Raw genomic sequence first — 874 nt, 5'->3', positions numbered from 1 at the left:
GCGCGTGCTGACCGGCACGCTGGGCAGCTGGCGCGGCTGGCGGCGGAAGCGGACATAGGCAGCCCCGCGCTGATCATCGTGGGCGAAGTCGTCCGCCACCGGGTGATCTCCCCCACCTGAGAAAAACGGGCCGTCCGGCCCGCCCCGGTACACGATTTGTTATGAATGTACAGCGACTTTCAGTGTATCAGACGCAACGTGCCACTGAATGGTCGGGGAGCCCATGCCAGACATAGAGGCGGGAAGCACGCGACGCCTGCACGACATGGCGCGCGCGTTCTTACCATGGATGGACCGACTTCCCCCCGGCTGGGTGGGGTTCAGCCTGCGGACGTGGTGTTCCCTTGTCATCGGGCTGGCCACCGCCTTCTGGGTCCAGATCGACAACCCGCTGCTGGTGGGCGTGACGGTCATGATCCTGGCGCAGCCGCTGCGCGGGCAGGCGCTTTCCAAGGCATTTTACCGGCTGCTGGGCACCGTGGTGGGCATGGGGGTGTCCATTGTGCTGGTGGCGGTGTGGAACGGGCAGCGCGGGCCGTTCCTGGGCGGTGTGGCGCTGTGGCTGGCCGCCTGCGCGTTTGTCGGATCGCTGGAGCGGGACTTCCGCTCCTATGGCGCGCTGCTGTCGGGCTATACCGTGGCGCTGGTCGCGGTCAACTGCATCGACCGGCCACAGGATGTGTTCAACGTGGCCGTCTCGCGCGCATCGGCCATTTCCATCGGGGTGTTCGCGGTGGCGGTGGTCAACATCATCTCCGGCTCGCCCGAGGCATGGCGCGGGCTGGCGGATGGCCTGAAGCAGTTGACCGCCCGGTAAGCGAGACCGCGCGCGCCGCACTTGTGCACATGCATGACCGGGGCGCGCAGGCCGATG

General features: G+C 67.3%; 1 protein-coding gene. It reads left to right on the top strand.

All coding sequences use genetic code 11. The features are described from left to right. Positions 1 to 223 precede the first annotated feature (223 nt). Entirely contained in the window at positions 224 to 817 is a 594-nt protein-coding gene (locus tag JCM25156_RS26180) for an FUSC family protein (protein ID WP_242402748.1), read from the top strand. The last annotated feature ends 57 nt before the right edge of the window (positions 818 to 874 follow it).

It is taken from the genome of Komagataeibacter kakiaceti JCM 25156 (assembly GCF_000613305.1).
This window is presented reverse-complemented; position numbering and strand designations above follow the sequence as displayed.

What these genes read in the sequence shown, in the direction of transcription:
- JCM25156_RS26180 (WP_242402748.1), top strand. Translation starts at nt 224, where the DNA reads ATGCCAGACATAGAGGCGGGAAGCACGCGACGCCTGCACGACATGGCG.